The 24,359-nt window shown below is 70.3% G+C and carries 15 protein-coding genes; 10 read left to right on the plus strand and 5 right to left on the minus strand.

The annotated features are described in order from the left end of the window. Positions 1 to 229: 229 nt before the first annotated feature. The gene (locus NT8_RS16555; protein WP_067970393.1) at positions 230 to 634 is read right to left on the minus strand and encodes a nitroreductase family deazaflavin-dependent oxidoreductase; all 405 of its coding nucleotides are present in this window, start codon (positions 632 to 634) and stop codon (positions 230 to 232) included. A gap of 318 nt (positions 635 to 952) precedes the next feature. Further along, positions 953 to 2,179, minus strand: a complete 1,227-nt coding sequence (locus NT8_RS16560) for a DNA sulfur modification protein DndB (RefSeq protein WP_084469015.1) — start codon at positions 2,177 to 2,179, stop codon at positions 953 to 955. Between the two features lie 314 nt (positions 2,180 to 2,493). Between NT8_RS16560 and NT8_RS16565 the strand changes: the two genes are divergently transcribed. The 5 genes from NT8_RS16565 (at position 2,494) to NT8_RS16580 (ending at position 12,916) form a co-directional block, all read left to right on the plus strand. Next, positions 2,494 to 4,602, plus strand: a complete 2,109-nt coding sequence (locus NT8_RS16565) for an N-6 DNA methylase (protein ID WP_245646211.1) — start codon at positions 2,494 to 2,496, stop codon at positions 4,600 to 4,602. A 78-nt stretch (positions 4,603 to 4,680) separates the two neighbouring features. Further along, positions 4,681 to 6,690, plus strand: a complete 2,010-nt coding sequence (locus tag NT8_RS16570) for a type I restriction-modification system subunit M (RefSeq protein ID WP_067970400.1) — start codon at positions 4,681 to 4,683, stop codon at positions 6,688 to 6,690. A gap of 470 nt (positions 6,691 to 7,160) precedes the next feature. Continuing rightward, positions 7,161 to 7,946 carry a restriction endonuclease subunit S gene (locus tag NT8_RS29395; protein WP_157515860.1) on the plus strand — a complete coding sequence of 262 codons (786 nt, stop codon included), beginning with the start codon at positions 7,161 to 7,163 and terminating at the stop codon, positions 7,944 to 7,946. Positions 7,947 to 8,263: 317 nt separating this feature from the next. Further along, complete coding sequence (locus tag NT8_RS16575) at positions 8,264 to 11,146, plus strand: type I restriction endonuclease subunit R (protein WP_245646212.1); 2,883 nt, start codon at positions 8,264 to 8,266, stop codon at positions 11,144 to 11,146. Between the two features lie 180 nt (positions 11,147 to 11,326). Further along, positions 11,327 to 12,916: a serine/threonine-protein kinase gene (locus NT8_RS16580; RefSeq protein ID WP_067970406.1), complete on the plus strand. Its 1,590-nt coding sequence runs from the start codon at positions 11,327 to 11,329 to the stop codon at positions 12,914 to 12,916. Positions 12,917 to 12,947: 31 nt separating this feature from the next. Here the strand turns inward: NT8_RS16580 and NT8_RS16585 are convergent, their stop codons facing one another. Then, on the minus strand, positions 12,948 to 14,405 hold the full coding sequence (locus tag NT8_RS16585; protein WP_169805223.1) for a CBS domain-containing protein: 1,458 nt from the start codon (positions 14,403 to 14,405) through the stop codon (positions 12,948 to 12,950). Positions 14,406 to 15,139: 734 nt separating this feature from the next. Here NT8_RS16585 and NT8_RS16590 point away from each other — a divergent pair. Next, positions 15,140 to 16,573, plus strand: a complete 1,434-nt coding sequence (locus tag NT8_RS16590) for an alpha/beta hydrolase family protein (protein WP_169805224.1) — start codon at positions 15,140 to 15,142, stop codon at positions 16,571 to 16,573. Positions 16,574 to 16,624: 51 nt separating this feature from the next. Here NT8_RS16590 and NT8_RS16595 read toward each other — a convergent pair whose 3' ends face one another. Next, on the minus strand, positions 16,625 to 18,109 hold the full coding sequence (locus NT8_RS16595) for an MFS transporter (protein ID WP_067970410.1): 1,485 nt from the start codon (positions 18,107 to 18,109) through the stop codon (positions 16,625 to 16,627). Between the two features lie 15 nt (positions 18,110 to 18,124). Beyond that, entirely contained in the window at positions 18,125 to 18,931 is an 807-nt protein-coding gene (locus NT8_RS16600; protein ID WP_067970428.1) for a glycerophosphodiester phosphodiesterase family protein, read from the minus strand. A 1,126-nt stretch (positions 18,932 to 20,057) separates the two neighbouring features. Between NT8_RS16600 and NT8_RS16605 the strand changes: the two genes are divergently transcribed. The 4 genes from NT8_RS16605 (at position 20,058) to NT8_RS16620 (ending at position 24,344) form a co-directional block, all read left to right on the plus strand. Continuing rightward, a complete protein-coding gene (locus tag NT8_RS16605; protein WP_067970414.1) occupies positions 20,058 to 20,354 on the plus strand; it encodes an Rv3235 family protein in 297 nt (98 codons plus the stop codon). Positions 20,355 to 21,133: 779 nt separating this feature from the next. Further along, positions 21,134 to 22,288: a Gfo/Idh/MocA family protein gene (locus tag NT8_RS16610; protein ID WP_067970417.1), complete on the plus strand. Its 1,155-nt coding sequence runs from the start codon at positions 21,134 to 21,136 to the stop codon at positions 22,286 to 22,288. After that, the gene (locus NT8_RS16615; RefSeq protein ID WP_067970421.1) at positions 22,285 to 23,457 is read left to right on the plus strand and encodes a DUF993 family protein; all 1,173 of its coding nucleotides are present in this window, start codon (positions 22,285 to 22,287) and stop codon (positions 23,455 to 23,457) included. The genes NT8_RS16610 and NT8_RS16615 overlap by 4 nt, the downstream gene beginning before the upstream one ends. Next, the gene (locus NT8_RS16620; RefSeq protein ID WP_067970423.1) at positions 23,454 to 24,344 is read left to right on the plus strand and encodes a sugar phosphate isomerase/epimerase family protein; all 891 of its coding nucleotides are present in this window, start codon (positions 23,454 to 23,456) and stop codon (positions 24,342 to 24,344) included. The genes NT8_RS16615 and NT8_RS16620 overlap by 4 nt, the downstream gene beginning before the upstream one ends. The last annotated feature ends 15 nt before the right edge of the window (positions 24,345 to 24,359 follow it).

The raw sequence follows: 24,359 nt of genomic DNA on the forward strand, positions 1-24,359 counted from the left end.
CCCGGCCCTTCGGCCTGGGCCTTCCGCGCCCGGCCTTCGGCTTGGGCCGCGCGGCGCGCCGGTCACCCGCGCCCGGCCCTTCGGCCTGGATTGCGCGGCGCATCGGCCGCTCCTGGGCCGACCTCTCAGCCCGGCCCGCCCGCCGCCGCGCCCCGGACGACACGGAGCCGGGTCTTCGATCCGGTCTGCCCGGGGCCGCCCCGGAACGGCCCTGGGCGGCCCCGGCGGGTCAGGACAGGCGGTCCAGGATGACCACTGGAATGTCCCGGTCCGTCTTCGTCTGGTACTCGTCGTAGTCCGGCCAGGTGGCCGCCATGGTCGGCCACAGGCGGGTCTTCTCGGCCTGGTCGGCCGTGCGCGCCCGCGCCCGGAACCGGTCGCCCTTCACCTGCACGCCCACCTCGGGGTTCTCCAGCAGGTTCTTGTACCACAGCGGGTGGTCCCGGTCGCCGCCGTTGGACGCCACGACGACGTAGGCGTCGCCGTCGGGACGGTAGATGAGCGGCGTCGTGCGCTCCTGCCCCGACTTGCGGCCGGTAGTGGTCAGCAGCAGGACCGTGGTCCCCTGCCAGTCGTGGCCCTCCGCGCCGTCGGTCTCCTGGTAGCGCTGCACGTGTTCCTTGCCGTAGAGCACGGTTCTCCTCGCGTGGGTTCACGGGACCGCACTGCCGAGCGGTCTCCTCCGCTATCCCGCTTACCCGTTCGCACCTCCGCAATCACCCGTCCCCCGACGACGCGCCGACGGACGCCCCGCCCTTGACCCGGCCCCGGCGCCACCCGATGGTCGGCCCCCGCTTCGCGCGCCTCGGGTGCACCGATTGTGCCCTCGATCCCGTGTGGGACGGGCGTGGGTGGGCCGGCCTCGCGTCGGCTGAGCCGCCCCACCCGTGTGGGCGTCAGGGTCCATGGCGGTGCACCGGGAGGCGTTGCGGCCCACGCATGCACCTGCTGGTCACCAGCCGCGGATCCGGCGGCCGTGGTCCGTGTCCGGGCCGAGGATCGCGTCGGCCACCCGGCCACCGGAGTCCTTGGCGCCGCCACCGAAGTTGAGGACGCCGGACGCGTTGGCGCTGGCGGCGATTCCGTCCCAGAAGCGAGCCTCCCGCTCGAAGCGCACCGGCTCCAGTAGGCGTGCCAGTTCGTCCTGGCTCAGCCGCGTGCCGGTCGCCGCCCAGCTCGTCGCCTGGTGGGCCGCGATGCCGATGCCGGCGAGGACGGCCGGAGCGCTCACCGCGTCGCGCGCCGCGAAGTGGGGGAAGAGCCCGGCGATCAGGTGCGCCAGCAAAGGTACGAGTTCCCGCTCGGCCTGCTCGGCGCCGATGCCGTCCGGCAGGTCGGCATCGTGCACGGTCGACGACGACAGGGCCAGCCCCGCGCGTCCGTGCAGCGCGGTGATGACCAGGACGCGCAGCGCGGAGAGCGTGACGACCTCGGGGTCGGCCTTGGTGAGCTGACGCTTGCGGGTTTGCACGAGCTTGGTGAGCGGCACGATCCTGCCGTCGTGCTCGACCTTCACGGACTCGGCGATCCGGTGTGCGAGCTGGGTGCCGATGTCGCGCTGGTCCATGGACATGGCGAGGTTCTTGGCGACGGGTACACCCTCGACGTTGCGGTCGTAGAAGATCTGCCGGGCGTCCTGGACGCTGAGCCCGAAGTAGAGCTCGAAGGGCACGCGGACCCGGCTCAGCTGCTCGAACGTCACGCCGAACCGCTCCGGGGCGTCGTACAGCTCGTGCCAGGCCGCGACCTGCGTCTCCCCGTCGATGGCCACCACGGGGGAGCCCGGCAACACGGTGATCCGGCAGATCCCGCTGCCCGCGACGAGTTCGTCGCCGACCGAGCCGGGGCGGCCGTCCAGCCACAGAGTGATGGGCGGCGTGGACCACGCGGCTCCGTGTCCGCCGCTGACGCCGCCGGCGATGTAGGAGGCGTAGGCGGAGACGTTCCGCCCCTTCTGCGTCGACTTGAGCATGCGCTGCACCAAGGCGCGCACCTCGGCGTGGCGGCGCACCGAACCGGACGCGTACTTCAGCGCCCGCTTGTCCTCCTCCGTCTTCGGAGACGGAACGAGCTGGAGCAGCGTGGGCAGCCCGATGGTGCCGATGACGGCGTCCGGGCGGAAGGCGGTGACGGTCAGCTGGATGCCTTCGACGGCGGCGGTGGGCATGGCGATGGTCATGAATACACTCCTTGGGTCGATGCCAGAAGCTTTCGTTTGACGACGCATTGAGTTGAACACAACATCGAAAGCACTGTCAAACTGTTTCACGATGCTTCGCTTCGTGTATTCTGTTGCCTGTCGCTCATGCCGAACAGTGAGGAACCCTTCTCATGCCTAAGCAGCCCGACTCCTCGGGCGCACCCGAGGGGTCCGCCCAGGTCACCGCTGCGGAGATCTCCCGCCTCGCTGGGGTTACGCGCGCGACGGTCAGCAACTGGCGCAGGCGCCACACGGACTTCCCCGCTCCCGCGGGCGGTACGGACAGCAGTCCCTTGTACGACCTTGCGGAGGTGCGCGGCTGGCTGGCGGGGCGCGGACACGGAGAGAAGGTTCCGCCGCTCGAAGAGCTGCGTACACTGCTGCGGCTGAGTGCGCACGGCCGTTCTTTGGCGGCCCGCCTGCTCCCCTTCGTGCTCGTCGCGAGTCGACGCCCTGACCTCTTCGAGGTGGCGGATGAGCTCTCGGACGGTGACGTGGCGGCTCGGGCGCAGCAGGGCGTCAAGGAGCTCGCCGCGCCGCTGGAAACCCGTTTCGGTGACGTGGCCTACTCGGCGTCGGACGCGTCGCTGCTGCGTGCCGTGCTCCGTTGTATCGACTCAGGTCGGACGCAGGACGCCGTGGACGTCCTGGCGGAGCGCGAGTTGGAGGACGAGGCGGTCAGCGGCGTGTATGCCTCGCCAGGGCCGGTGGCCGACCTCATGGCGCGGCTACTGGGCGCCGCCCGGCCCCAAGCCCCTTATCCGGCGAGTGTCTTCGATCCTGCGTGCGGCGGCGGCGCGCTGCTCGTCGCCGCGGCCCGGCAGGGTGCGCAACGGCTGTTCGGTCAGGACCTCATGGACGTACAGGCCCGGCGCAGTCTGGTCCGCCTGCACCTCGAAGTTCCGTGTTCATCGCCTGATCCGACGGCTGATCCATCGGCTCGACCGGTGGCGGACATCCGTGCGGACGACTCTCTGCGCGCTGACGCCTTCGCAGACTTCTCCGCGGACGGGGTACTGTGCAACCCGCCTTACGGCGACCGCGACTGGGGGCACGACGAGCTGGCCTACGATCCCCGCTGGGCTTACGGAGTCCCGGCCCGCGGCGACTCGGAACTGGCATGGGTACAGCACGCGCTGGCCCACGTCACGCCCGGAGCGTTCATCGTCATGCTTCTCCCTCCTGCCGCTGCATCCCGCTCTCTGAGCCGCCGCATCCGCGCCGAGCTGATTCGGACCGGGGCGCTCCGCGCCGTCATCTCACTGCCGGCCGGGGCCGCCCCGCCATTCCACATCGGGTTGCATGTGTGGGTGCTCCAGCGCCCTGAACTGGCCGCCCCGGAACATCAGTCGGTGCTGTGTGTGGAGGGTGCAGCCCTTTCCGGCTCGGGTGGGAAGCCGGCCATCCGTCCAGCGCGGACAACCGCTGCCGGCAGGTCGGCCGGGAGTGACGGTGTGGTCACCGCCGCATGGGAAGCCCTGAGCGAGGGCGTGCTCGGCTACTGGGCGTCATACGTCACCGCCCCGGCCTCCTTCGACGACGTCCCGGGCCAGGCGCGTGCCGTCCCGGTGGTGGATCTCCTGGACGACCTGGTCGATGTCACCCCGGCCCGTAACATCCGTACAGCGGCAGCCGCGGTGGCCCCGGTCGCCGTCGCTGAACAGGTGAGTCGACTGCGACGTGAACTGGCGCAAGCCGTCGATGAGTTGGCCGCCGCCGCGCGTGCGGGGGAGTGGCCCGCAGCCGGCGCGGAGGCGCGCCAGTGGCGTACGGCGACTCTCGCCGACCTCACGCGCGGTGGGGCTCTCACTCTCCACCGCGCCGGTTCGCCCTCCTCTCGTGAGCAGGACGCTCCGCCTCCCGCCGAGTTCGCTAATCGGCCCGTCCTCAGTGGGCGCGACCTGGCCGCAGGTCAGCGGGCCTCGCATGAACCGGAGACGCCCGTCCCGCCCACGACGGTGATCGTCACCGAAGGGGATGTTCTGCTGTCCGAGATCCGCAGTGACAGCGGTATCAAGGCTCGCGTCGCCGACGAACAGGACAGCGGTGCGGTGATCGGCCGCGGAGTGCGCCTGATCCGCCCGGACCGGAAACGCCTCGATGCCTGGTTCCTGGCCGGGTTCCTCGCCGCGGAGGACAACCTCAACAGCGCGTCGGTCGGGACCAGCTCGCTGCAGATAGACGCGTCACGCCTGCGCGTTCCCCTCCTGCCCTTGGAGGAGCAGCGCAGGTACGGCGAAGCCTTCCGGTACCTGTACGGACTGCGGCAGGAGGTGCGCCGGGTGACCGAACTCGCTACGTTGCTGCCCAAGACGCTCTCGGACGGCCTGTCCAGCGGGACACTGATGCCTCCGGCGCCGGACGACGGCCATGTAGCGCACCCCGCCCGTCCCGCACCGTAGAGACGTCCAGCCGCTCTACCGCATTGCATCGCATCCTCCCGCCCACCCGTCTAGAAGACCGTTCCCGAAGGGAAACCGTTGGACAGCAATAAGCACGGGGAACTGGCGAACCACGCCTGGTCCGTGGCCGATCTTCTGCGCGGCGACTACAAGCAGTCCGATTACGGCAAGGTGATCCTGCCGTTCACGGTGCTGCGCCGGCTCGAATGCGTCCTGGCTCCGACGCGCGAGAAGTTCGCCGCAGAGTACGCCAAGTACAAGGGCCAGGACGTGAAGCCGGAACGGCTGCTGCGCCGCGCGTCCGGCCACGCCTTCTACAACACCAGCACCCTCACCCTGAAGGCGATCGCGAACGACGCGAACACGGCGGCGGACAACCTTCAGCACTACGTCAACGCATTCTCCGACAACGCGCGTGAGGTTCTGGAGAAGTACGAGTTCGGCCGCCAGATCAAGAAGCTCGACGATGCGGGTCTGCTCTACCAGGTCATCGGCAGGTTCACGGACCTTGACCTGCGGCCGGAGACCGTGCCCAACCACAACATGGGTTACATCTTCGAAGAGCTGATCCGCCGCTTCGCGGAGCAGTCGAACGAGACCGCGGGTGAGCACTTCACCCCGCGCGAGGTCATCAAGCTGATGGTCAACCTCCTGGTCGCACCGGATGCCGACGCGCTCAGCGTGCCGGGCGTCGCGCGCAGTGTCATGGACCCGGCCTGCGGCACGGGCGGCATGCTCAGCGCGGCCGCGGACCACATCACCGAGCTGAACCCGGACGCCACGGTCGAGGTGTACGGGCAGGAGCTCAACCCCGAATCCTGGGCGATCTGCCGTTCCGACATGCTCATCAAGGGGCAGGACCCGGAGAACATCGCCGCCGGCAACTCCTTCTCCGACGACGGCCACGCCCGCAAGAAGTTCGACTACCTCCTGGCGAACCCGCCGTTCGGCGTGGAGTGGAAGAAGGTCAAGGACCAGGTCGAGGAGGAGCACAGGTCGATGGGCGACGCGGGCCGCTTCGGCGCGGGCCTGCCCCGTATCAACGACGGCTCGCTCCTCTTCCTCCAGCACATGCTGTCCAAGATGAAGCCGGTCGACGTGAACGGGGGTGGCGGCTCCCGCATCGCGATCGTCTTCAACGGCTCCCCGCTGTTCACCGGAGCGGCGGGCTCGGGTGAGTCGGAGATCCGGCGCTGGATTCTGGAGAACGACTGGCTGGAGGCGATCGTCGCCCTCCCGGACCAGCTCTTCTACAACACGGGCATCTCAACGTACTTCTGGATTTTGACGAACCGGAAGGCTCCGGACCACCGGGGCAAGGTCGTGCTCCTCGACGCCCGCGACCAGTGGGTGAAGATGCGCAAGTCACTGGGCGACAAGCGCAAGGAACTGGGGGACGGGAAGGCGGGGAAGCCCAACCACATCGGCGACATCACACGCCTGTACGCGGAGGCGGTGGGCGTCGCGGACGACCCGGAGCACCCGCTGCACGGCAAGGTCAAGGTGTTCCAGAACTCGGCGTTCGGCTACCAGCGCATCACGGTGGAGCGACCGTTGAAGCTCCGGTTCGAGGTGACCGAGGAGACGCTGGCGGGGTTGGCGGCGGCGAAGCCGGTGTTGAAGCTTCCGCAGCCGGAGGAGTTCGTGGAGGCGTTCCGCCCGCTACTCGGCTCGACATGGGGGACCAAGGCGGAGGCGTTCAACGAGCTCAAGGGAGCGGTGGCGGCGGCCGGGCTGATGTGGCCCGGGGGCGCGCCGTTCATGAAGGCGATGCGCGAGGTGGTCGGGGTCCGGGATCCAGAGGGCGAGGTGCAGCTGGTCAAGGGCGAGCCGGAGCCGGACCCGGAGCTGCGGGACTACGAGAACGTGCCGCTCGGGGAGAATGTGGAGGAGTACCTCAAGCGAGAGGTGCACCCGCATGTACCCGACGCGTGGATCGACCACTCGAAGACGAAGATCGGCTACGAGATCCCGTTCACACGGCACTTCTACGTGTACGAGCCTCCGCGACCGCTTGCGGAAATCGACGCCGAGCTGAAAGCGTTGGAGATCGAAATTCAGAGGCTGTTGGGGGATGTAGCCAAGTGACTGGTGCATTGAACCTGGACTACAGTGCGTTGGATTCTGCGCCGGCACACTGGTTGAGGATTCCGCTGTGGGCCATCATCCGACGGCGTGATGTGACAGGGCGTCCTGATGCGGAACTACTCTCGGTCTATCGCGACTACGGAGTCGTACCGAAGAGCAGTCGTGAGGATAATTTCAATAAGCCGAGCGAGGACCTGACGGCGTACCGATACGTGCGACCAGGAGACCTCGTTTTGAATAAAATGAAGACATGGCAAGGGTCGCTCGGTGTATCTCTACACGAGGGAATCGTAAGTCCTGCATATTTCGTATGTGAGATTTCGCGAGATGTGGATCCAAGGTTCGCGCACCACTTGCTCCGTTCGCGGCCGTACATCCATCTCTATCGAGCAGCCTCAAAGGGAATTCGTCCCAACCAATGGGACCTGCCTTTCGAGGAATTCCGGCGGATTCCTATGCTTGTGCCCACCTTGGAGGAGCAGTGCCGAATCTCCGAATTCCTTGACGTCGAGATCAGTAAAATGGAAGCGATGCTGCGGGCGCGGTCGAGGATGTACGAGCTGCTGGACGAGCGCATCGAGCATCAGGTCCTCGCGGTAATCGGCCGTAGTCGATTGGTTGACCGATTCGCTGGCGGTCCTGTTCTAGCGATGCGTTGGCTGCTTGAGAAACAGGTGCGTCCGCCCTCTGATTCCCCGGAGGTGGTCACGGCATTTCGGGATGGCCAGGTAACGGCGCGTTCTCTGCGTCGAACCGAGGGATATACAAACTCAGCCTCTAGTGAGCCTCAAGGTCAAGCCGTGAAAGTGGGTGATGTCGTGGTGCATGGATTGGATGGTTTTGCGGGTGCTATCGGAACTTCTGAAGCTGAAGGTAATTGCAGTCCCGTATACCATGTGCTTGCACCCAAGGGGGAAGGCGACGCGCTGTACTATGGACGCATGCTTCGGACCCTCGCGCTCCAGGATTATCTAACAGGATTTTCTTTCAGTACCCGTGAGCGAGCCTTCGATTTTCGGAACTGGGACATGTTCGGGCGAATTCCGATTCCTGTGGCCTCGATTTCTGAGCAGCGCCGTATTGGCGAGCAGGTCAGGATGGTGAGGCCCCTTCGCGACAAGTTCGATAAGTTCGGCAAGCTGCTCGACGAGCGCCGAATATCTCTGGTTACCGCCGCCGTAACCGGAAAATTCGATGTTTCCACGGCCAGTGGCCGCAACGTAACCACCGGAATTTCAATCCAATCCGGAGCCTGACCCCGAACAGGAGTTTCGCTTCCATGCCCCCCGTGCACAATGAACAAGCCTTCGGCTCCGCCATAGTCGCTGCCCTCCTCGGCCGAGGCTGGCGCGAGGCCGACCCCAAGGAATACCGGCCTGATATCGGATTGGACACCAACGAGCTCTTCACCTTCATCGGCGCCACCCAGCCCGACGAGTGGTACGAGCTCGCGAACGTCTACGGCGGGCAGGCCGAAGCCCAGCGCGGTTTCGCCCGCCGACTCGACCAGGTCATAGCCGAGCACGGCGTGCTGCACGTGCTCCGCGAGGGGGTGAAGGACCGCGGCGTGAAGATGCGAGTCGCGTACTTCAAGCCGAACCTCGTCGCGGACCCCGCCATCCTCGCCCCCTATCGGGCGAACCGCCTCACCGTCGTCCGCGAGCTCCCGTACGCCACCAAGCAGGCCGACAAAGACCACCGCCTCGACCTGACCCTATTCCTTAACGGAATTCCGCTCGCCACCGCAGAGTTGAAGAACCCGCTCACCGGGCAGGGCGTCGAGCACGCCAAGGAGCAGTACCGCAGCGACCGCGACGCCACCGAGTTGATCTTCGCGAAGCGCGTCATCGCGAACTTCGCCATCGACCCGGACCTCGTCTTCGTCACCACCCAGCTCAAGGGCAGAAACACCCGCTTCCTGCCCTTCAACACCGGTTCCGAGGGTCCCGGCCTGCCCGGCGGTGCCGGCAACCCCGCCCCCACCGCCTTCGGTAAGTACGCCACCTCCTACCTGTGGGAGCAGGTCTGGGAGTGGGAGAACTGGCTCGACCTCCTCGAACGCTTCGTCCACCAGCAGAAGCAGAAGAAGGGCGCCGGCCGGACCACGATCTTTCCCCGCTTCCACCAGTGGGACGCGGTGAAGAAGCTGACGACCCACGCCGCCCGCCACGGCTCCGGACAGAACTACCTGATCATGGCGTCCGCCGGGTCCGGCAAGTCCAACACCATCGGCTGGCTCGCCCACCGCCTGTCGGACCTGCACGCCGATACCGACCCGCGCGCCCTCGACCAGGAGGCCGTGGCCGAAGGGCGGATCACGCCCGGCGAGCCGGTCTTCGACAAGATCATCGTCATCACCGACCGGCGCAACCTCGATGCTCAGCTTCGCGAGACCGTCGGCAGCTTCTCACGTACCGCCGGGCTCGTCGTGAAGATCGATGAGAAAAGCGGGGCGAAGGGCGAGCAACTCGCCCGCGCGCTGTCCCGCGACACCGGAAAGATCGTCACCGTAACCCTGCACTCGTTCCCGGCGCTGCTCGACTACATCAAGCGCAGCCCGACCGAGATCGCCGGCAGCCGGTTCGCGATCGTCGTCGACGAGGCGCACTCTTCGCAGTCCGGTGACGCCGCCACCGCTGTGAAGTCCGCTCTGCGCGACCTCGGTCTGGACTCCGACTCCGAGGACCCGGGCGCCACAACCGTCACGCTCACCGACCAGCTCAAGGAGAAGGCCGAGGAGCGGTCGCAGGCCGCGAACCTCTCCTACTTCGCCTTCACGGCGACCCCCAAGGCCAAGACCCTCGAACTCTTCGGCACGCGCGACACCAAGGCCGGCGAGACCAAGTACCGCCCCTTCCACACGTACTCGATGAGACAGGCCATCGAGGAGGGGTTCATCCTCGATCCGCTGCGCAACTACGTCACGTACAACACGTACTGGAGGCTGGTGAACCAGAATCCGGACGAGAAGGAGGTCGAACCCTCCAAGGCCAACGGCCTGCTCGCCCGGTACGCGCTCACGCACGACTCGACCGTCGCACAGCACGCCCAGGTGATCGTGGAGCACTTCGTCACGCACACCCGCGGTCGGCTCGGCGGACGAGCCAAGTCCATGGTGGTCACCGCGTCGCGGCAGTCCGCCGTACAGATGGCGCGCGCCATCAAGAGCTACATCAAAGACCGGGACTACGACACCAAGTACCCGGAACTCGGGGTCCTCGTGGCCTTCTCCGGATCGCTCACCGTCGACGGTGAGGAGACAACCGAGAGCAAGGAGAACGGCGGGCTCGCCGAGAGTGCGCTGCCGGCGGCCTTCGCGTACACGCGCGCCGACGACAAGGCCGTGAAGGCGGGCGGCCGGGGCAAGCCCGAGTACAAGATCCTGGTCGTCGCGGAGAAGTACCAGACCGGATTCGACCAGCCGCTCCTCACGACGATGTACGTCAACAAGACACTGACCGGTATCGCGGCCGTGCAGACACTGTCCCGGTTGAACCGGACCGCCGAACGCAAGGCGCAATCGGATCTCGCCGTTCTGGACTTCGTGAACAACGCCGAGGACATCCGCGACGCCTTCCGTCCGTACTTCGAGGAGGCGAACACCCTCCCGTCCGACCCGAACCTCCTCTACACCGCACAGGGCCGCGTCATGTCGGCGCCGGTGCTCACCGAGCAGGAGATGGACGCGTTCACCGCCGCGTACTTTGAGGCGGAGCAGAAAGCGGGCGGGTCGCAGACCAAGTGGGAGAAGCTGCACGCCGAGCTGTACCGGCTGCTGGCCCCGGCCGTCGAGCGGTTCACCGCCTTGATGGAGAGCGCTGATGAGGAGGAAGCCGAGACGGCCGAGGACTTCCGCTCCGACCTCAACGACTACGTCCGCAAGTACGGGTTCCTCGCACAGATCGTGCCCTACCAGGACGCCGAGCTGGAGCGGCTGCACCTGTACGGTCGTCATCTGCTCAACCGGCTGCCGCGGCGCGCCGACGGAGGCGTGGACATAGGCGAAGTCGACCTGAGCCACATGCGCGTGGAGCAGACCGGCGAGTACGACGTGTCGCTCAGCCCCGAAGGGGCCGCGGATCTCAAGGGGTTCGGCGACGGTGCCGGCGGCGCCAAGGAGGCCGAGAAGTCGCCGCTGTCCGAGGTGATCGAGCAGTTCAACGAGAAGTTCGGCACCGAGTTCACCGAGCAGGACGTCCTCCCCGCCTATCAAGCCACCACGGCCGACCCGAGGGTCCGGGCCGCCGCCGTGGCCAACAACGACGTGGAGAACTTCGGACTGGTCTTCGACGACGTCTTCGAGGACAAGATGGCCGACCACATCAACGCCATGGCCGGTCTCGGGCGCCGGTACTTCGGCAGTGACAAGGACTTCAAGTCGAGCCTCGACCGCAGTGCGCGCCGGGCGGCATGGCGGATGATCCGGCGGGAGGAAGGGGTCGACGACGGGTTCTGACGCCCTCGTCGTCACCTCTGATGGCGGCGGGGCCGGGCACCCCCCGGTCCCGCTCGCCTCCTGACCTCGGCTGGGCCCGGCCTGGATGGACGATCACCCCATTCGTCGCACTGGGCACGTATCGGCGCACCGCGAACCCCCCCACCACCCCCCCCGATCGACGCAGGAAGCGAGAGCACCGTGCCGACCGAACCCATCTCCGACCGCTACGAACTATTGGAGCAGCTCGATCACGGGGGCATGGGCGACGTGTGGCGCGGCTACGACACCGTTCTCGATCGACCGGTTGCAGTGAAACTGCTCCGGCAAGCGTCCTTGGCCGCCGCTCCTCACCTGGCGGAGGAGTTCGCCAAGCGCTTCCAACGGGAGGCCAGGATCACCGCGCGCATCCAGCACCCCGGGGTGCCCCAGGTGCACGACGCGGTGCTCGACGCCTCGCTGGAGCGGCTGTTCCTGGTGATGGAACTCGTCGACGGCATCTCGCTGACCCGGTACATCGATCCGGAAAATCCGCTGCCGATCGGCTGGGCGGCAGCGGTGGCCGCGCAGATCGCGACCGTGCTCTCGCACGCTCACCGAGTCCCTGTGATCCACCGCGACTTGAAGCCGTCCAACATCCTCGTCGCCGGCGACGGCACGGTGAAGGTCCTGGATTTCGGTATCGCCGCGATACTCCGTACGGACGTCACGAAGCTGACGGTCACCGGAACGCCGGTCGGTACGTATCAGTACATGGCTCCCGAGCAGGTGCGCGGTGGCACGATCACGCCGCGGACGGACCTCTACGCACTCGGGTGTGTTCTGCACGAACTGCTGAGCGGACGGTTGCTGTTCACCGCCGGCGACGAGTTCGGCCTCATGTACCAGCATGTGAGTGAAGCCCCCACACCATTGCGGCAGTTGCGTCCCGAGGTGCCGGAGGCGCTGGAGGTACTTGTCCTCCGTCTGCTGGGCAAGGCCCCCGAGGAACGGCCGGCCGACACGCAGGAGGTGTACGAGAAACTGCTTCCGTTTCTGCCGTTGCCCGGCGAGGAGGCAACCGCCGACGGTGGCCAGGGCCCTACCGGGGTGCCTGATCCGACCGCGCTCTACCGCAAGCCGTACGCACCCCGGGCGCGCGAACAGGCACCCGCCGCCCAACGACCGAGCCCCGCCGTGTTGCGGCCCATGCCGGTGCCGGCCCAGTTGCGGGAGGACATCAGGACCGCCCGCGACCACGCCGGTCATCTCATCCAGGAAGAACGGTTCGTGCAGGCGGTCGACGTGCTCGGCGAGGTCATCGAACCGGCGGCACGCGCGCTCGGCCCCGAGAACAAGGCCGTTCTCTCGCTGCGTAGGGAGCGTGCCGCCGTGCGCCTTCTCGGCGGTGACTACCGCGCCGCGCGCCCCGAGTTCGACACCCTCGCCGACGCGTACGCCCGTATCGCCGGACCGACCAGCGAGCATGCCCGCGCCTGCCGCGCCCAAGCCGCGCGGTGCCGCGCCGGCCTCGGCATGGTCACCGACGCGCTGGCGCAATTGAGGGAAGTCCTTGAAGTCGTACGCGCCGTCGACAGCGACGCGAGCGAGGAGGCTGTGGACCTTCGGCACAACATCGGCATGTTGCTGCTCGCGCAGGGGCGGACGGCGGAGGCCAAGGAGGTACTGGAGCCGTTGTACCAGGACGTCGTCCTGATCAGTGGGCCGGAGGACGAGCTGGCGAGCGAGATAGCCGAAGAACTCGCGGTCATCCGGCTCGGCCTCGACGGCCCTGGACCGGAAGCCCGATAGGACGGCGGCCGGCCCAGGGCGCGTCCGTGGCTCACGGCCGTGGATCGTGATCGATCAACTTCAGCAGGCTCAGCAGCTGCTTGGTCTCCGTCAGAGCCTCGGTCTTCGTCTCCGGAGCGTCCATGTCCCAGTGGGCGAGTTCGTTCCGGTAGTTCTTGACGGCGGTGACGCGGCGGACGAGGTCATCCTGTTCGTACGGCCATCCGAGGAGTGCCCAACACGCGTCGTCCCTGAGGACTTCCGGATACTGGCCGAGCGTGAGGTACTTGCCCGCGGCGCGCGTATTGCGTACCGAACCGATGGGCAGCTGGTCCACGGGCAGCCGGTCGGTGAGCCGGCGCAGCCGCCGCTCCGCCTCGCCGAGGAGGATGAACGGCTCGACCCGGAGTTTGAGCTGATCGGCCAGGTCGGAGGCGGTGAGGATGCCGAGCACGAGGTTGTCGCCGTCGGTGACGATGAGGAACCCATGGCGCTGGATGTCGTCGATGCGGACGAACAGCTCTTCCTGCTCTTGAGCGGTGTGCGGGTGCGGGTCCAGCGCCGCGGCTATGGTCGCGCCGCGGTTGCCCAACTGGGCACGGGCGATGCTCTCCCAGGTGACGACCCCCCGGAGCACGTTGTTCCGGTTCACCACCGGAAGCTGGGAGAAGTCGCCCTGGACCATGCGCGTGATGGCGCGGCTGAGCGGCTCGTCGAAGCCGATCGTGACGACGTCGCGGGCGAAGGGAAGGCTGCCGATGCGCCAGTGGCGACTCAGATCCTCACCCGAGGTTCGCGCTGCCGTGTGGCCGAGGTCTGTTCCCGCGGGCTCCGGAGCCGCTTCGCCCGTCAGAGTGCTCTCTTGGGCGGAGGCGGTGATCAGGCCGTCGAGCTGGACCTCCGTGAAGTGCGGGGACACCTGCAGGCCGCGCGCCGCCAGTTCCTGGTCGACGAGGTCGATGACATCGCCGGTGCGCCGCTGCCAGCCCCACAGGCCGATCAGGTCGCGGGCGGTCAGCTGCCGGGTGCCCTCATCGCGCACTTCCTGCTCCAACGCCTCGGGATCCGCAGGGGGGTCCACGGCTCCCTTGTAGCCGGGGTCGGCACCGGTCTGCGCCAGTGTCTCGACACGGTGTGCCGCGTCACGGCGCCGCAGCTCGCTCACGGTCAGGAGCGATCCCATGCTGTCCCGGAGGTCGCCACCGATAGCGGCACGCTCCACCTGGGGGCGGACCCACTCCACCTTGCGCGTGTGCCGGAAGCCGGGGGCGGCCTCGCTCCGGTACTCGTAGCCGCCGGCCAGTCGCCCGATCGCGACGACGGCCAGGAACTTCCGGGGCATCACGACCAGGTCTCCGATCTCCATCGTGATGAACCGCCACAGCTGGTGCTTCCAGTTGTCCACGGTGGCGGGCGGCTCATCCGGATAGGCGCGCTTGAGAAGGTCTCCCACATCGGCGATCGACGCGCAGCCACTCAGATCGCCGACCTTCTCCCAGCCGGCGATCACCACACCCTCGTCGAGCGCCTGCTCTTCCCGCTCCCCGAACTGGCCCCCACGGACTGTCCAAGCTCGGACCATGGCTCCCCGCCCTCACATCAACCTCCGGCCGCGTCCACAACGGGCGGCTCTCGTTCGGGGACGAATCTACTTGCGTGTGGGAGTCCAGGCATCGACGCAGGAGGATCTGCGTCGCCGGTCAAGAACGGGGCGGGTGCTGCTTCGGCGCTCGCCCTTCTCCTGGGCGACGGCCCACCATCATGGCTCTGACCAGGGTGAATCGCTGCCTAGCGGCATATGTCCTGCCCCGGCTAGTGGATGAATATCGGACACAGGGTCGTAATCGTATGATTGAAACGACAAATCACCCTCAGGGGGTGACTGTAATTTGGGTTGGAAACCGGCTGTGAGCTGCGTGTTCGGGTGCGGTCGACAAGGCTTGACGCTGCGGCCGACTGTCGGGTAGGCACCTGTTCCCCGCCGATATATCAGCGCTTTCCTGCGAAATCGCCGTCTTTCCCAGTATTTGTTCCAGGGCCTGTGAGATCACGTGGCATCGGCAGGCCCCCGGGAACCGTGGGCCGCCGGTGCATCCCGCCCTGACATCTCGTGAAAGACGAAGAGCTCAGCCGGGCGGGAGACACCAGCGAGCACCCTGAATACCGCTTCCACGGGCCGGAAGACGTTACGGTTCTGCTGCTGGGCCCCTCAATGGGCACCACTTCGCACAGGAGGTCGATCGGGTGATCCCCCGCAAGCGCGCTGTTCCGTGGTGCACCGCCGCCGCCGCCCTGCTGACCGCGTCCGCCCTGGCCGTGTCCGCCGCGCCCGCGGTGGCCGAGCCCGCCGCCGACGACATCGCCGACCTGCTGGAGGCCGTGCCCGGCCTGCGCGTCATCCAGGAGGCACCCACGCAGGAGGGGTGGCGCTTCTTCGTCCTCGGCTTCCGCCAGCCCGCCGACCACGACCGGCCGCGCTCCGGCTCCTTCGAGCAGCGCCTGACCCTCCTGCACCGCGGCGTCGACCGGCCCACCGTGCTGCACACCAGCGGCTACGGGGTGTCCCTCACCCCGTTCCGCTCCGAGCCCACCGCCCTGGTCGACGGCAACCAGCTCTCGGTCGAGCAGCGGTTCTTCGACCCCTCGCGCCCCGACCCCGCCGACTGGGACGACCTGGACATCGAGCAGGCCGCCGACGACCACCACCGGCTGATCACCGCCCTGGACGACGTCTACGCGCAGGCGTGGCTGTCCACCGGCGCGTCCAAGGGCGGCATGGCGTCGGTCTACCACCGCCGGTTCCACCCCGGCGACGTGGACGGCACCATCGCCTACGTCGCCCCCAACGACGTCCGCGACCGGGAGGACTCCGCCTACCTGGAGTTCTTCGAGGAGGTGGGCGACGACCCGCAGTGCCGCACCGACCTGGAGGAGCTCCAGCGGGAGGCCCTGGGCGACCGCCGCGACGAGCTGGTGGCCCACTACGAGGAGCTGGCCGCCGCCAACGGGTGGACCTTCGACGCCACCATCGGCAGCGCCGACCGCACCCTGGAGATGCTGGTCCTCGACACCCCGTGGGCGTTCTGGCAGTACGGGTCGCCGGAGGACTGCGCGGGCGTGCCCGCCCCCGATGCCGCCACCGCCGACATCGCGGCGTTCCTCGACGAGGTCGCCGGGTTCGAGTTCTACACCGACCAGGGCACCGAGCCGTACCTGCCGTACTACTACCAGGCCGCCACGCAGCTCGGCACGCCCAGCGTGCCCACCGACCACCTCGACGGCGTGCTGCGCCACCCCGGCCTGTTCCAGGCCCGCAACTACCTCACCGACGAGCTGCTGCCCGTCCGCTACGACCACCGCGCCATGCCCGACATCGACCGGTGGGTGACCCACCGCGCCGAGCGGGTGCTGTTCGTCAACGGCGAGTACGACCCGTGGGGCGCCGAGCCGTTCCGGCCCGGCCCCGGCGCGGAGCGCCGCGACACGCACGCCTTCGTCGCCCCCGGCGCCAACCACGGGGCGAGCATCCGCCTGCTGGCCGCCGACGACCGCGCCGCCGCCACCGCCGCTGTGCGCGCGTGGGCGGGCGTGGCCGACGAGGCCGCCACGCTGTCCGACAGCGGCGTCCCCGCCCTGGACCGGCCGGGCCAGGGACGCGGCGAGCGCGGCGCCCGCTGACCGGACCGCCGTCGGCCGCGCGCCCGGGGCGACCGCCCCGGGCGCGCGGCCTCACACGTGGTCGGGCGGGGTGTTGCCCGCCGACCGGATCGCCTTCGGCACGTTGAGGAACAGCAGCACCGCGAACCCGGCGACGAAGAACACGATCAGCGACAGGATCGCCATGCGGTAGTCGCCCCCGGTCGCGTCCAGCGCCACACCGAGGGTGAGCGAGCCGAGGAACGCCGACCCCTTGTCGCTGATCTCGTACAGTCCGAAGTACTCGGCCTCCTTGCCGCGCGGGATGAGCAGCGAGAACAGCGACCGCGACAGCGCCTGGGTGCCGCCCATCACGATGGCGATGAAGAACGCCAGCAGAAAGAACTGCACCGCCGACCCCGCCTGGAGCAGCGGGGCCACCGCGACGACCACCATCCACACCAGCAGGCTGCCGAGGATGGTCCGCTTGGTGCCGAGGCGCCGCGCCATGGCGCCCAGCAGCAGCGCACCGCCGAACGCGACGAACTGCACCATCAGGATCGCGCCGATCTGCACCTCCTGGCCCAGCCCCAGGGCCTGGTCGGCGAAGGTCGCGGAGAACGCGATGACGGTCTGGATGCCGTCGTTGAACAGCAGGTAGCCCACCAGGAACACCAGCGTCCCCGGGTGGGCGCGCAGGCCGCGCACCGTCCGCGCCAACTGGCCGAAGCTGGCGAGCACCGCCGCCGCCCCGGTGGCCCGCCGCGCGGGCGCCGCCGGGTGCGCACCGCCGACGCCGACCGGGACCTTCGCCCCGTCCGCCCCGTCCGCCTCGTCCGGAGCGTCCGCTGCGGCGGGGACGACCAGGGCCGCCGCAGCGCCCCGCCGGTCGCGCAACCGCAGCAGCGGGATCACCGTGAAGACCGCCCACCACAGGCCCGCCGACGCCATGGAGATCCGCACGGCGTGCCCCTCGGCCACGCCCAGGCTGTCGTGCGCGAGGTAGAGCACCAGGTGCACCGTCAGCAGCAGCGCCCCACCGAGGTAGCCCATGGCCCACCCGCGCGACGACACCGTGTCGCGCTCGTCGGGGTCGGAGATCTCCGGCAGGAACGAGTTGGCCACCACCACCGACGCCCCGAACGCCAGGTTGGCCAGCACGAACAGGCCCGCGCCCAGGAGGTAGCCGGTGCCCTGCACGAAGTACAGGCCCGCCGTCGCGAACGCGCCCAGGTAGGCCAGGACGCCGAGCAGCATCCGCTTGCGGCCCGTGTAGTCGGCGATCGCGCCCACCGCCGGGAGCAGCACGATCTGCAGCAGCACCGACAGCGACGTGGCGTAGGGGTACAGCGCGGTGGGGTCCATGGCCCAGCCCAGGACGCTGATGCGGCCGTCCGGGCCGGCCCCCGCCTCGGCGACCGAGGTCAGGTAGGGGCCGAGGAACACGGTGATGACGGACGTGGAGAACACCGAGTTCGCCCAGTCGTACATGTACCAGGCGCGCTGCTCCCGGCGGCGTCCCGCCGGGTCGGCGGAGGGGTGCCCGGACGCGGAGGGGGCCTCGGGGGGAGAAGGCATGGGGGGTGTCCTGTCCTAGGCGGTGGGGGTCCCTGTCGGGTGCCAGGCGCCGCGGTCGCGCAGCACCCGGCGCAGGGTGGCGGTGTCGTCGCTGACGATGCCGTCGACCCCGGCGTCGAGCAGCCGCTCCATCAGCGGCCCGTCGTTGATCGTCCACACGTGGACCTGCAGGCCGAGGCGGTGCGCCGTCGCGATCAGGTCCCGGCTGAGCAGCGGGAACCGGCCCGCACGCAACGGGATCTGCGCGCACGCCAGCCCGCGCCGGGCCAGCAGGCGCAGCAGCGGCGACAGCGAGGCGCAGCGCAGCCGGGCGACGTCGACCGGCCCGCAGGAGGTGGCCACCGGCCGGTCGAACGCCTTTCGCGCCCGGTCGAGCCGCCGCTGGTCGAACGACGACACGCACACCCGGTCATAGGCGTTGGTCCGGCGCACCACCTCGACCAGCGGCGCGACCGCGCCGTCGGCCTTGACGTCGATGTTGAACCGGACGTCGGGCCAGGACCCCAGCAGGTCCTCCAGCACCGGCACCGGCTCGGTGCCGTCGACCCGGGCGCGGCGGACCTCGCTGAACGGGAGGTCGGCGATGGTGCCGGCGCGGTCGGTGGCGCGGTCGAGCGTGGGGTCGTGGAACGCCAGCAGCACGCCGTCGCGGGTGGCGTGGACATCGGTCTCCAGGTACCGGAACCCCAGGTCGACGGCGTGCTGGAACGCCACCGCCGTGTTCTCCAGGCCGGTGCGCACCCGCCCGGAGGCGTCCGTGAGCCAGCCGCCGCGGTGCGCCAGGCCGATCGGTGCGGGGGAGTCGAGGTACCGATGGGAGATCACACGCAGCAGTATGCCCGCCCCCGCCCCCACCCGCCGCCACGGCCCGGACGCTTCGAACCCGCGCCCACCCGCGTTCCCCACCGAGCGGACCGCCCGTCACCCGGGGTTCCCCAGGCACCGGCCCGACCCCCGCCAAGAACCCCACCCCCGAGCGAGACCCGCCCACCCCCCTCCCGCCCGCCGCCCGTACGTTCGCCGCAAGAATCCCCGGACCGAGGAAGTGAATCGGAGAGTGACGTCGGGTCGAACGCAACGAATCGGCCGACGCCGTGGCTAGGTCGCCCGCAGCCTGCGGTTCCGGTCGTCGGTCCTCGTGCCGGCAGGGATGCCCCTCGGCGTGGTCGGATGGGAGAGGTTCAGGTTCTCCGGCCTCGACTACCGGTCGGCCCCTCGCAGGCGGACCGTGCCGTCGCGGGGTCGGCGACGCTGTCCTGTTCCGGTCCGATGGCGGCGTCCCCCGGCGGACCGCTCGGCGCGGGCGCCGACCCCTCCGGCCGGCCCGAACCGCGGCCACTCCGCCGGGGTGGAACGGAAAGGGCGACCGGCACGATGGGGAGTAGCCCCAGGACTGGGCGGGTCTTCGGAGGGATCGAACACCGGTACCGGCGTCGCGCCGATACGCGGCGGTCGCCCCCGCTGTACACCGGCTCCACCCGGTTCGGCGCACGGCCGGATGTGCGACAGCCCGCTCCGGGGGAGCAGGGCGATCGCGGTCGGGAGGACCACGGGAATCGCGCTCTACGACGGGGCCTGTGCGGACGGTCTATCCCCGCCTCCGGCCGCGGCGTCCGGTCTATCCGACTTGTCCGACCTGCTCGGAGGGCATCGCCCGGCTGCGCGAAAAAGCCGGAATTCCAGGTGTCCGTGCGGGGGCGACAGGTTCTCTCAGGGGGTGGCGTCGGTGCCTCCGGCCGTCGCCCTCGTCGCGGCGCCCGCCTCGGGGTGCCCAAGTGGGAAGGGATCCGCATGGCCCCTCGGTCCTCCGCGCCCCCGCACGCCCGCCGGTCCGCCGCTCGGCGTCCCGGGGCATCCGCCCGCCCGGACGGTACGGCCGGGCGGGGGTCGGCCCCCCGGCCGTCCGCCCGCTCGGCCGGACACCCCGCACGCGCGCCGGCAGCGTGAGATGTCGTGCTTCGCCCAGCACGTCGCCGAGGTCCTGGGCGGCCAGCGCGCGCCCGCGCAGCTGCGGCACCTGCTGACGGGCGCGGCCTACGAGCTGCTGCGGCGGCGCGCGGGCGCCTACGCCTGCCGTCACCGGCCGCGCGTGCGCCGCGCGCTGCTGCGCGTCCCCGGGCCCGGGGTGGGCGAGGTCAGCGCGGTCGTCGACTGCGGGGAGCGCTGCCGGGCGCTGGCCCTGCGGGTGGCGTTCGGCCCGGGCCGGTGGGTGTGCACCCACGTCGAGACCGATCTGTGCCGCTGACCGCCGGCGGCCTGACGGCCTGACGGCCTGACGGGCGGAATTGGCGCGGGCGGTCGCGACCTGTGTCGGTGGCCGTCCGGGCGTCGCACGGGTCTGAGCGGTCACGGGGGCCTTCCGGGTCGGGGTGGTTCGGCAGGGTCGCTGGTGCTGTGGCCGGACAGCCCGGCGGCCGGGGCTCGCTCCCGGCCGCCGGGCTGTCCGGCCACACGGCTTGGCTGCGGGGCTTTCCCGGATGGTCGATTCCGGACTTGTGCTGGTGGCGTCCGGGCGCCGTGCGGGCCGGGGCGGTCACTGCGGTCCTCGCAGGACGAGGTGGTCGGCAGCCGGTGCGGGGGCGGCCGGATCGGACTGGCACCCATGCCTCTCCGGCGGGCGAGACCGTCCCGTACCGGTGGCCGCCCGGTCGCAGTCGCCGTCGCTGCCGCCGCCGTTGTGGCCTGGCACCTCGGCGGTTGCCGCGCGGGCCGGGTCGGCCGGGCGGTCACGGCGATTCCTCGGGGAACGAGGTGGTCGGCAGCCGGTGTCGGTGTGGGGCGGATCGGCTGGGTAGCCGGGGCTTTCCCTGGGGGGCGAGCCCGGTCCGTGTCGGTGGCCGCCTGGTCGGTGCCGCCGTGCGGTCCGCCGGGTGGGCCGGGGCGGCCGGGGGGCGGCGCGGTCGTCGCCGGGTGACCCGGCGGTCTCGGGGTCGGGTGAGTCGGCGGGCGGGCCCTCCCTGGCGTCGGAAGGCCCGGTGAAGTACCTTGGAAAGCGCTTTCTCAATCCGAGGTGGAGGACGACGTATGCAAGAGCGTGTGCTGGGCGTCGCCATGAACGGCGTCACGGGCCGCATGGGCTACCGCCAGCATCTGACCCGGTCGGTCCTGGCCATCCGGCAGGCCGGGGGAGTGCCGCTGCCCGACGGCACCCGGGTCATCCCCGAGCCGGTCCTGGTGGGCCGGTCGGCGGCCAAGCTGCGCGAGATCGCCGACCGGCACGGCATCGAGCGGTGGAGCACCGACCTCGACGCCGTGCTCTCCGACGACTCCGTCGAGGTCTACTTCGACGCCCAGATCACCACCGCCCGCGAGGACGCCGTACGGTCGGCCATCGCCGCGGGCAAGCACGTCTACGCCGAGAAGCCGGCCGCCGGCACCCTCAGCGCGGCACTGGAGCTGGCCAAGCTCGCCCGCGACGCCGGCGTGTGCAACGGCGTCGTGCAGGACAAGCTCTTCCTGCCCGGCCTGCTCAAGCTGCGCCGGCTGGTCGACAGCGGCTTCTTCGGCCGGGTGCTGTCCATCCGCGGCGAGTTCGGCTACTGGGTGTTCGAGGGCGACTGGCAGGAGGCGCAGCGCCCGAGCTGGAACTACCGCGCCGAGGACGGCGGCGGCATCGTGCTCGACATGTTCCCGCACTGGCACTACATCCTGGAGCACCTGTTCGGGCCCGTGCGCGCGGTGACCGCCCGCGCCGTCACCCACATCCCCGAGCGCCGCGACGAGCAGGGGGCCGCCTACACCGCCACCGCCGACGACGCCGCCTACGCCCTCATCGAGTTGGACGGCGGCGTGATCGCCCAGATCAACTCCTCGTGGAGCGTGCGGGTCGACCGCGACGAACTCGTGGAGTTCCAGGTCGACGGCACCGAGGGCAGCGCCGTCGCCGGCCTGCGCGAGTGCCGGGTGCAGCACCGCGCCGTCACCCCGCGCGCGGTCTGGGACCCCGACGCCGCCGACACCGCCGACTACCGCAGCCAGTGGGACCGCGTCCCCGACAACGCCGAGTTCGCCAACGCCTTCCGCGCCCAGTGGGAGCTGTTCCTGTCGCACGTGTGCGCCGGCACGCCCTTCCCCTACGACCTGCTGTCGGGCGCCCGCGGGCTGCAGATGGCCGAGGCCGGCCTGCGCTCGTCGCGGTCGGGCAACCGGGTCGCCATCGAGGAGGTCGGCCTCTCGTGACCGACCGCACCCTGCGCCTGCCGGGCCCCGACGGCGGCCTGGCCCCCTACACCGTCACCGGGGCGGCCCCCGCGCCCGCGGCCGCATCCGCCGCGCCGCCCCGCTCCCGGGCCGCCTACGCCGCCGCGCACGTGGTCGCCGACCCGCTGGCCGGCAACGGCTTCGGCGCCCCCGCCCGGCTCGACTGGGACGCCACCCTGGCCATTCGGCACCGCCTCTGGGACCTCGGCCTCGGCGTCGCCGACGCCATGGACACCGCCCAGCGCGGCATGGGCCTCGACTGGCCGGCCACGGCCGAGCTGATCCGCCGCTCCGCCGCCGAGGCGCGCGGCCGTGGTGCCGCCCTCGTCTGCGGGGCCGGAACCGACCACCTCCCGGCCGGGCAGGCCGGTCTGGAAAGCGTTATCACGGCCTATGAGGTTCAGCTCGCCACCGTCGAGGACGCGGGCGCCACGCCGGTCCTCATGGCCAGCCGCGCCCTCGCCGCCGGGGCCCGCGGCCCCGACGACTACGCCAAGGTCTACGGCCGCCTCCTCGACCAGGTCCGCCGCCCGGTGGTCCTGCACTGGCTCGGCGCGGCGTTCGACCCCGCCCTCGCCGGGTACTGGGGGCACGCCGACCCCGCCGACGCCGTCGCCGACGTCGCCGCGCTGATCCGCGAGCACGCCGCCGCCGTCGACGGCATCAAGGTGTCGCTGCTCGACCCCGCCCTGGAGGTCCGGCTGCGCGACCTCCTCCCCGGCGGCGTCCGGCTCTACACCGGCGACGACTTCCACTACCCCGACCTCATCCTCGGCGACGGCCGCCGCCACTCCGACGCCCTGCTCGGCGTCTTCGCCGCCATCGCCCCAGCCGCCGCCACCGCCCTGCGCGCCCTCGACGCGGGCGACACCGGCCGCTACCGCGCCCTGCTCGACCCCACGGTGCCCCTCGCCCGGCACCTGTTCTCCGCGCCCACCTACCACTACAAGACCGGCATCGCCTTCCTCGCCTGGCTCAACGGCCACCAGCCCGGCTTCACCATGGTCGGCGGCCTCCAGGCCGCCCGCGACCTGCCGCACCTGGCCACCGCGCTGCGCCTCGCCGACGCCGCCGGGGTCCTCACCGACCCCGACACAGCGGTGCACCGGATGCGGCTGCTCCTCGCCGCAGCGGGGGTGGAGCGGTGACCGCCGCCACCGGCACCGCCGTCGACGTCCCCTCCGGCCGTCCCGCCGAGGTGCCCACACCCGCCCCCGGCGACCCCCGCCTGGCCCGGCTCTCCCTCAACCAGGCCACCGTCAAGCGGTGGAGCGTCGGCGAGGCCGTCGACGGCTGCCTACGCGCGGGCATCCCCGCCATCGGCCTGTGGCGCGAACCCGTGGCCGAGGCCGGGACGGCCGCCGCCGCGCGCCGCGTCCGCGCCTCCGGGCTGCGCGTCTCGTCCTACTGCCGGGGCGGCTTCCTCACCGGCCCCGACCGCGCCGCCGCCATCGACGACAACCTGCGCGCCCTGGACGAGGCCGCCGAGGTCGGCGCCGCCTGCCTGGTCATGGTCGTCGGCGGGCTCCCGCCCGGTGACCGCGACCTCGCCGGGGCACGCGCCCGCGTGGCCGACGCCATCGCCGAACTGGCCCCCGAGGCCGGGCGGCGCGGCGTCCGCCTCGCCCTGGAACCGCTGCACCCGCTGTTCTGCGCCGACCGCGCCGTGCTCTCCACCCTCGACCAGGCCCTCGGCATCGCCGAGCGCTTCCCGGTCGACCAGGTGGGCGTGGTGGTCGACGCCTACCACGTGTGGTGGGACCCCCGCGTCCACGAGCAGATCGCCCGCGCCGGCGCCCGTATCGCGTCGTTCCAGGCGTGCGACTGGGTGCTGCCGCTGCCCGCCGACGCCCTCCTGGGCCGCGGCATGGTCGGCGACGGCCACGCCGACGTGCGCGGCCTGCGCCGCGCCGTCGACGCCGCGGGCTACACCGGCGACATCGAGGTCGAGATCTTCAACGGGGACGTCTGGGCCGCCGACCACCACGCGGTCGTCGCCACCGTCGCCCGGCGCCACGTCCAGTACGTCGTGTGACCCCCGGCGCGGCCC

The organism is Nocardiopsis trehalosi NBRC 14201 (assembly GCF_001552555.1).
In the GTDB taxonomy this organism is placed as follows: Bacteria; Actinomycetota; Actinomycetes; order Streptosporangiales; family Streptosporangiaceae; genus Nocardiopsis_B; species Nocardiopsis_B trehalosi.

Coding starts and splice junctions, on each gene's coding strand:
- NT8_RS16560 (WP_084469015.1), bottom strand. CDS start 2,179: ATGACCATCGCCATGCCCACCGCCGCCGTCGAAGGCATCCAGCTGACC.
- NT8_RS16575 (WP_245646212.1), top strand. CDS start 8,264: ATGCGAGTCGCGTACTTCAAGCCGAACCTCGTCGCGGACCCCGCCATC.
- NT8_RS16595 (WP_067970410.1), bottom strand. CDS start 18,109: ATGCCTTCTCCCCCCGAGGCCCCCTCCGCGTCCGGGCACCCCTCCGCC.
- NT8_RS16605 (WP_067970414.1), top strand. CDS start 20,058: ATGTCGTGCTTCGCCCAGCACGTCGCCGAGGTCCTGGGCGGCCAGCGC.
- NT8_RS16610 (WP_067970417.1), top strand. CDS start 21,134: ATGCAAGAGCGTGTGCTGGGCGTCGCCATGAACGGCGTCACGGGCCGC.